At 58.4% G+C, this 7,049-nt stretch carries 8 protein-coding genes and 1 tRNA gene; 2 read left to right on the top strand and 7 right to left on the bottom strand.

Going from position 1 to position 7,049, the window contains the following annotated elements; genetic code table 11:
* The first annotated feature begins 157 nt into the window (after positions 1–157).
* Positions 158–346 carry a hypothetical protein gene (locus R6U90_RS06375; RefSeq protein ID WP_410351836.1) on the top strand — a complete coding sequence of 63 codons (189 nt, stop codon included), beginning with the start codon at positions 158–160 and terminating at the stop codon, positions 344–346.
* Between the two features lie 145 nt (positions 347–491).
* On the opposite strand, the gene R6U90_RS06380 is transcribed toward R6U90_RS06375, so the two are convergent.
* From R6U90_RS06380 to rpsU, 7 genes are all read right to left on the bottom strand, one after another.
* A complete protein-coding gene (locus tag R6U90_RS06380) occupies positions 492–716 on the bottom strand; it encodes a hypothetical protein (protein ID WP_410351837.1) in 225 nt (74 codons plus the stop codon).
* A 2-nt stretch (positions 717–718) separates the two neighbouring features.
* Entirely contained in the window at positions 719–982 is a 264-nt protein-coding gene (locus tag R6U90_RS06385) for a peroxiredoxin family protein (RefSeq protein ID WP_410351838.1), read from the bottom strand.
* Between the two features lie 67 nt (positions 983–1,049).
* Positions 1,050–1,126: transfer RNA gene (locus R6U90_RS06390), tRNA-Ile, on the bottom strand.
* A gap of 74 nt (positions 1,127–1,200) precedes the next feature.
* Positions 1,201–3,021, bottom strand: a complete 1,821-nt coding sequence (gene rpoD, locus R6U90_RS06395; RefSeq protein WP_410351843.1) for an RNA polymerase sigma factor RpoD — start codon at positions 3,019–3,021, stop codon at positions 1,201–1,203.
* 172 nt (positions 3,022–3,193) lie between these two features.
* Positions 3,194–5,014 (bottom strand): DNA primase, encoded by a 1,821-nt coding sequence (gene dnaG / locus R6U90_RS06400; RefSeq protein ID WP_410351839.1) that lies wholly within the window; start codon positions 5,012–5,014, stop codon positions 3,194–3,196.
* Positions 5,015–5,215: 201 nt separating this feature from the next.
* A complete protein-coding gene (locus tag R6U90_RS06405) occupies positions 5,216–5,668 on the bottom strand; it encodes a GatB/YqeY domain-containing protein (protein ID WP_410351840.1) in 453 nt (150 codons plus the stop codon).
* 47 nt (positions 5,669–5,715) lie between these two features.
* On the bottom strand, positions 5,716–5,931 hold the full coding sequence (gene rpsU / locus R6U90_RS06410) for a 30S ribosomal protein S21 (protein ID WP_410351841.1): 216 nt from the start codon (positions 5,929–5,931) through the stop codon (positions 5,716–5,718).
* 123 nt (positions 5,932–6,054) lie between these two features.
* On the opposite strand from rpsU, the gene tsaD reads away from it, so the two are divergent.
* Positions 6,055–7,049: tRNA (adenosine(37)-N6)-threonylcarbamoyltransferase complex transferase subunit TsaD (gene tsaD, locus R6U90_RS06415; RefSeq protein ID WP_410351842.1), on the top strand; the 995-nt coding region annotated here is incomplete at its 3' end.

Consider the following 7,049-nt stretch of genomic DNA (forward strand, 5'->3'; position numbering starts at 1 on the left):
GGAAAAGGAACAGTTTAGCAGGCCTGAATTGGCAAACTATGTCTTGGCCTGCGCTATTGACATCCAAAATACTGGCTGTTTGCTGCTCGGTTGCCGGGTCCAAGAGGCCGGATCGCCGCGATGACCGCCAAACTCAGAAGGAAAGGGAGAGTCACAGATGGAAAAAGTTACTGAATTCATGCAGAAAGTTACTGAAAAAAATCCCGGCGAAACCGAGTTTCACCAAGCGGTTCTGGAGGTTGTTGAAACTTTGATGCCCTATATTGAGGATCATCCCAAGTACAGGGAAGCCAAGATCCTTGAACGGCTGGTGGAGATAGATTGGGACATGCGATGGCTCCATTGAATCAATCAACTAGGCGATGTTATTTGGTCTTTAGTTGAGCGTCATTGCCAGTCGTATGACCGGCAAACAGCTATTCCACGCTTAATGTGGCGTCCAGAGTACTTCTTTAAGAGGATCCGGAAAGAATACTATACCAGCTTCCGGATTATTCTTTCAGCCATTTAGCAACTTCAGGCAGATTGTGACCATAAAAAAGCACCCTGTTATCGGGGTTGATCAATACCAGGGTGGGTGTGCCGACCACATGATAGTTCTCGGCGACATCGAGGTTATCCAGGCGATTGGCCAGCACGAGATACCTGAGGCCGTTGTTCCGGGCATATTCACGTACTTCCTGCTCATATTCGCCGGCAATATTAATGGCCGCCACCGTCAGCCCCGGTCGTGATACTGCTCATGCAGCGCGTTGAAGTTCTCGATATGCGCATAGCAGTAAACACATTCGGTCGCCCAGAAAATCAGCAGGACGTGGCCTTGTTGTGTGAGCGCATTCAGCGAGACTTCGCTGCCTTCAAGGCTGGACAGAGTAAATTCCGGCGTTGCCTGCCCGACTTTGTGGCCTGTTTCGGCATAGGGTAAACCGGAAGATAGAAAGAGAAAAAAAGCGGTCAGGAAGTAGCGAGGCAACAATGTCATATCGGGACTCCGGAATATCGAGGTGACAAGTTGTCTTACTCGCAACTCGTCCCTCGTCCCTGTTTTTTGGTGGGCCCGGTAGGACTTGAACCTACGACCAAGGGATTATGAGTCCCCTGCTCTGACCAACTGAGCTACAGGCCCTGAACCCGGGAAGTATAACGAAAAAAGGCCGCCCGGGGTATGGGAGGCCTTTGTGAATCGATGAACAGGCCGAGTTATTCGTAGTCCATAAAGCTGCGCAGGTGATCCGAGCGGGTCGGATGACGCAGTTTGCGCAGTGCCTTGGCTTCGATCTGGCGAATCCGCTCACGGGTGACATCGAACTGCTTGCCGACCTCTTCCAGGGTATGGTCGGTGTTCATGTCGATACCAAAGCGCATACGCAGGACCTTGGCTTCGCGCGCGGTCAGCCCTTCCAGTACGCCCTGCACAGTTTCCTGCAGGCCGCTGGAGGTGGCGTGATCCATCGGCGACAACACGTTCATATCCTCGATGAAGTCGCCCAGGTGCGAATCCTCGTCGTCGCCGATCGGGGTTTCCATGGAGATCGGCTCCTTGGCAATCTTCAGGACCTTGCGTACCTTATCCTCGGGCATTTCCATGCGCTCGGCCAGCTCTTCGGGTGTCGGTTCGCGACCCATCTCCTGCAGCATTTGTCGCGAGATCCGGTTGAGCTTGTTGATGGTTTCGATCATATGCACCGGAATACGTATAGTGCGGGCCTGATCCGCGATGGAGCGAGTGATGGCCTGACGAATCCACCAGGTAGCATAGGTCGAAAACTTGTAACCGCGACGGTATTCGAATTTATCTACGGCCTTCATCAGACCGATGTTGCCTTCCTGAATCAGATCCAGGAACTGCAGTCCACGGTTGGTGTACTTCTTGGCGATAGAGATTACCAGACGCAGGTTGGCCTCGACCATTTCCTTCTTGGCGCGACGGGCCTTGGCTTCGCCGATGGACATCTTGCGGTTGATGTCCTTGATTTCGGAAATGGCCAGTCCGCAGATCTCCTCGATAGAAGCCAGCTTTTGCTGGGCACGCAGGATATCGTCCTTGTGTTCCATCAGGATCGGTGAGTACTTCGTGTCCGCCTTGATCTGTTCTTCCAGCCAATCGGGCTTGGCCTCATTCTCCGGGAAGGAGGTAATGAATTCCTTGCGCGGCATGTGGGCGCGATCCACACAGATATCCATGATGGTTTTTTCATGGCTGCGAATGCGGTCGATCAACTCACGCATGGCCATGACCAGGTTGTCCACGACCTTCTGGGTCAGCTTGAGCTGCATAACCTGTTCGACCAGCTCATCGCGCAGTTTGGCGGTTTTCTTGTCGCGGTGACCGTGCTTGCGGGTTGAGGTAACCAGCTTCTTGTGGAGCTTACGTATATCTTCGAAACGCCGGCGAGCTTCTTCCGGATCCGGCCCGGTGTCGACTTCCTCGGCGTCGTCTTCGTCGTCATTATTGGTATCGGTAGCGGCGCTGGCATCGACCGGGGTATGGGTCGGAATCTCGTCCGGCGCGTTGGGATCGATAAAGTCAGTAATCAGGTCAGTCAGTTTCATCTCACCGGCATCGACCTGATCCCACAACAGCAGAAGCTGGCTGACGGTTTCGGGATACATGGTCAGCGCGGAGAGCATCTGGTTGAGGCCGTCTTCGATACGTTTGGCGATCTCGATTTCGCCGGCGCGGGTCAGCAGTTCTACGGCGCCCATTTCTCGCATGTACATGCGCACCGGATCGGTGGTGCGACCGAATTCGCTGTCGACGGAGGCCAGCGCGGCGGCGGCTTCCTCGGCGGCGTCCTCGTCCACCTCGGTGGTGGTTTCCAGGATGGTGTCGGCATCGGGGGCCGTTTCATAGACGACAATGCCCATATCGTTGATCATGGCAACGATATCTTCGATCTGCTCGGGATCGACAATATCATCAGGCAGGTGGTCATTGACCTCGGCATAGGTCAAAAAACCCTGTTCTTTACCCTTGGCAATCAACGACTTGAGTTGAGATTGCTGTTGGCTTAAATCCATCGCTTCGGCTTTTGCAGGCTTCATCTAATCAGATTCCAAAATAGCGGCGTAAAACCATCCGATTTTACACTAATTTCCCCGATTTTCTAGGTAAACCGGGACGTCTCGAGGGCAGGTGCCTGTATATGACGGCAGGAACCCCCGATTTATTTAATTTTTCCTGAAAATTTCGTCAGTGGAACAGTTGGCTGGACAATTGCCGGATTTCGACCTTCTCCTCCGGCGTAAGATTGCCATGGTTGGATTTGGTCATCAGCATGTCGTAACGGGCTTCCAGCCGGAGCCGGTCCAGGGACTCGATCGCGGCCGTGAATTCGTGTTTCAAACTTGCTTCATCATCGATTTCAGGTTGCCAGGCGGCCAGTTTTTCCAGATGCCGGGCGTACTCTGTGTCGCGCCAGCGCTCGATTACGGCACTGGTGGTTAGATTGGGGTGGTGACGCAAAGTTTCAAGCACGGTGACCAATAAATCGATGCCCGGGATTTCCAGCTGGGCCAGGCGCTGTGGGTCCCCTGCCTCGGGAGCCAGGGCCGGGTTGTGCAGCAGCCGTGCCAGGGCCCGGCGTACCGGTGAAAAGGGTTGCCGGTCCTGTCCACCACCACGACGGTGCTGTGGCTGACGGGAGCGCTCCCCGGCCCTGTCAGGCTGTCTCTCTCCGGCTTCGCCTCGTTGTCGCGGGGGTTTGGTCTGACTGAGCGCGGTCTCGATGCGATGTTCGTCAATCCGCGCCAGCTGCGCGAGCTGGCTGATCATCATCTGCCGGTAGACCCCTGGCGGCAATTGAGCCAGCAGCGGCCGGGCCTGTTCCACCAGGTTGGCCCGCCCGTCGATGGAGGCGGTATCGTTCTGCGCGCTGAGGCGGTTGAACAGGTAATCGGAGAACGACGCCGCGCGAGCTACCTGTTGCTCGAATTCGGCTTTGCCCACCTGGCGCACCAGGGTGTCGGGATCCTCGCCCTCGGGCAGGAACAAAAACCGGATCTGGCGTCCCTCGCGCATCACCGGCAGGGCGTTTTCCATGGCCCGCCAGGCGGCCTCGCGTCCGGCCCGATCCCCGTCGAAGCAGAACACTACTTCGGACGTAACCTTGAACAGCTGTTGCAGGTGATCAGCCGTGGTGGCGGTGCCCAGGGTGGCCACTGCGTAGCGGATGTCGAACTGGGCGAGTGAGACCACGTCCATATAGCCTTCCACCACCAGCAGGCGGGGAATCTGGCGCAGTACCTGACGCGCCTCGTACAGCCCGTAGAGTTCCCGGCCCTTGTGAAACAGCGGGGTTTCCGGCGAGTTAAGGTACTTGGGCTGGTCCTCGTCGCTCAGCACCCGGCCTCCGAAAGCGATGGTGCGCCCGCGCCGATCGCGAATCGGAAACATGATCCGGTGACGGAAGCGGTCGTAGCGCTTGCCGTCGTCCTTTTCGATCAGCATGCCGGTGGTCACCAGCTGTTTCTGGCGTTCGGCGGAACTGCCCAGTTTTTTCAGCAGATTGTCCCAGCCCGGCGGGGCGTAGCCGATGCCGAATTCGGCGGCGATCCGCCCGCTGAGGCCACGGCCCTTGAGGTAATCGACGGCCTGCTGGCGCCCCGTGTGCTCGCGCAGCTGTTGACGATAATAGTCATCAGCCTGTTGCATCAGAGCATAGAGGTCGTCCGCCTCGCGGCTGGTCTGGCGCGGTTTATCGCCGGCACGGGTGCCTTCGTAAGGCACCGTCATCCCGGCACTACGGGCCAGCTCCTCGACCGATTCGGGAAAGGTCAGATGCTCGTATTCCATCAGAAAACCGATGGCAGTACCGTTCGCCTGGCAGCCAAAGCAGTGATAGAACTGCTTGTTCTGGCTGACGGTGAACGAGGGGGTCTTCTCGTTATGAAACGGGCAGCAGGCCTTGTACTCGTGGCCGGCCTTTTTCAGGGGCACGCGCGCATCGATCACATCGACAATGTCGATGCGGCTCATCAGCTCGTCGATGAAGGACTGGGGGATGCGGGCCATGCTGCTGATTGTACAGCACAGATCGAGGGCCGAGGGACGAGTTACGAGGGACGAGGTAAAAAGGGCTGACTGGTTAGGGTGAGGTGGGAGCGGGCCACGACCGCGACACCCCGGCCGAACAATCGCGCCCGTGGGCGCTCCCACAGCGATTAGTTGGTGTCAGGGGGATGAAAACAAGCAGGGTTGAGAAACCCTGTGGCGTCAGGAAAGTTTGGCTTTGATCAGCGCACTGACCTGGCCCATGTCGGCGCGGCCGGCCAGTTTGGGCTTGAGCAGGCCCATGACCTTGCCCATCTCTTTCATTTCGCTGGCACCGGTCTCGGCGATAGCCTCGTCGATCAGGGAAGTGATCTCGGCCTCGGAGAGCTGGGCGGGCATGTACTCCTGGATGATGACCAGCTCGGCCTTCTCCTTGTCGGCCAGCTCGCTGCGACCGGCGTTTTCGTACTGCTCGATGGAGTCCTTGTGCTGCTTGACCATTTTCTCGAGCACGCCGAGAACCTGGTCGTCGTTGAGCTCGATGCGCTCGTCGACTTCCTTTTGCTTGATGGCGGCCGTGATAAGGCGCAAGGTGCCAAGACGCTCCTTGTCCTTGTTACGCATCGCCGTTTTGACGTCATCGTTAATGCGCAGCTTGAGAGATGTGTCGCTCATACCGGTTTGTCAGTGCGCCGCCCGCAAAACGGACAGCAGGTGAGGCATCAATACAGGCGTTTCAGGCGGGCGCGTTCGCGAGACAGTTTTTTCTGGTGGCGCTTGACCGCGGCAGCCAGCTTGCGCTTACGCACGGCAGTCGGCTTCTCGTAGTATTCGCGGCGGCGTACCTCGGACAGGACACCGGCTTTCTCGCAGGAACGCTTGAAACGACGCAGAGCGACGTCAAAAGGTTCGTTTTCCTTCACACGTACAGAAGGCATTCAGCATCACCTCGATAAAATTGTTGAAAAAGTTAAGGCGCGCAAGTGTAATACCTGCCCCTGCCAATTGCAAAGTCTAAATGTCGGGCAAATCAGTGAATTTTAAGGGATAAAAGGCCATTTATGCGGATACTGGGCATCGAAACCTCCTGCGACGAAACCGGGATCGCCATCTACGACAGCCAGATCGGGCTGCTGGGCCACGCCCTCTACAGCCAGGTAGCGCTGCACGCCGAGTTCGGCGGGGTGGTGCCGGAGCTGGCCTCGCGGGACCATATTCGTAAAACCCTGCCCCTCATCCGCGAAGTGATGACTCACTCCGGAACTGGCGAGGGGGATATCGACGGCATTGCCTACACCGCCGGCCCCGGCCTGCTCGGCGCCCTGCTGGTGGGGGCGGGCATCGCCCGCAGCCTGGCCTATGGCTGGGGTGTGCCGGCCATCGGGGTGCACCACATGGAGGGCCACCTGCTGGCGCCGATGCTGGAGCCCGTTCCGCCCGACTTCCCCTTCGTCGCCCTGCTGGTCTCCGGCGGCCACACCATGCTGGTGCGGGTCGAGGGGATCGGCCGCTACGAGCTGCTGGGCGAGTCACTGGACGACGCTGCCGGCGAGGCCTTCGACAAGACCGCCAAGCTGCTGGGCCTGGGCTACCCCGGCGGCCCGGCGGTGGCGAAACTGGCCGAACAGGGGGATCCGACCCGTTTCCGCTTCCCGCGGCCGATGACCGACCGCCCCGGCCTCGATTTCAGCTTCAGCGGCCTCAAGACCTTCACCCTCAACACCTATAAAAAGAATGAGGGGGATGAGCAGGCCAAAGCCGACATCGCCCGAGCCTTCGAGGAGGCGGTAGTCGACACCCTGGCGATCAAATGCCGCCGGGCCCTGCAACAGACCGGCCTCACCCGGCTGGTGATCGCCGGCGGGGTCAGCGCCAACACCAAACTGCGCGAAAAACTCGATCAGCTGGCCGACAAGGAGGGCGCCCGGGTCTATTACCCGCGCCTGGAGTTCTGCACCGACAACGGCGCCATGATCGCCTTCGCCGGCTGCCAGCGCCTGGCCGCCGGCCAGCACGAAGGCCTCCAATTCACCGGCCGCGCCCGTTGGCCGCTGGC

The sequence above is a fragment of the Thiohalophilus sp. genome (genome assembly GCF_046483665.1).
Classification (GTDB): domain Bacteria; phylum Pseudomonadota; class Gammaproteobacteria; order UBA6429; family Thiohalophilaceae; genus Thiohalophilus.

Excerpts from the sequence above, each read along its gene's own strand:
- R6U90_RS06375 (WP_410351836.1), top strand. The coding sequence starts at position 158 with ATGGAAAAAGTTACTGAATTCATGCAGAAAGTTACTGAAAAAAATCCC.
- R6U90_RS06385 (WP_410351838.1), bottom strand. The coding sequence starts at position 982 with ATGACATTGTTGCCTCGCTACTTCCTGACCGCTTTTTTTCTCTTTCTA.
- rpoD (WP_410351843.1), bottom strand. The coding sequence starts at position 3,021 with ATGGATTTAAGCCAACAGCAATCTCAACTCAAGTCGTTGATTGCCAAG.
- dnaG (WP_410351839.1), bottom strand. The coding sequence starts at position 5,014 with ATGGCCCGCATCCCCCAGTCCTTCATCGACGAGCTGATGAGCCGCATC.
- R6U90_RS06405 (WP_410351840.1), bottom strand. The coding sequence starts at position 5,668 with ATGAGCGACACATCTCTCAAGCTGCGCATTAACGATGACGTCAAAACG.
- rpsU (WP_410351841.1), bottom strand. The coding sequence starts at position 5,931 with ATGCCTTCTGTACGTGTGAAGGAAAACGAACCTTTTGACGTCGCTCTG.